Consider the following 408-nt stretch of genomic DNA (forward strand, 5'->3'; position numbering starts at 1 on the left):
GAGTTAGTACATTGAAAACTGAATATAATCCAAGAAAAACCGAGAAACAATCAAAAGAGAACAGATTGCTAAAGAGCGACCGAGAGAGTATCTTGAGTAAGGTCAAGTAAAGAAGGGCGCACGGTGAATGCCTAGGCACAATGAGGCGAAGAAGGACGTGACGAACCACGAAAGGCTTCGGGGAGCAGTAAGTACGCAATGATCCGGAGATATCCGAATGGGGGAACCCAATGCATGCAGATGCATTACCAGGTGGTGAATTAATAGCCACCTGGGGCAAGACGCAGTGAACTGAAACATCTAAGTAGCTGCAGGAAGAGAAAGAAAAATCGATTTCCCTAGTAGCGGCGAGCGAAGCGGAAAGAGCCCAAACCAGATGATTTATCATTTGGGGTTGTAGGACTGCGA

Annotated in this window: 1 rRNA gene; it reads left to right on the forward strand. The window is 46.6% G+C overall.

The features are described 5' to 3' along the window. Positions 1-100 precede the first annotated feature (100 nt). Positions 101-408, forward strand: a 23S ribosomal RNA gene (locus H3R29_RS09130); the annotation flags it as partial.

This window comes from Lactobacillus sp. M0393 (assembly GCF_016102025.1).
Classification (GTDB): Bacteria; Bacillota; Bacilli; order Lactobacillales; family Lactobacillaceae; genus Lactobacillus; species Lactobacillus melliventris.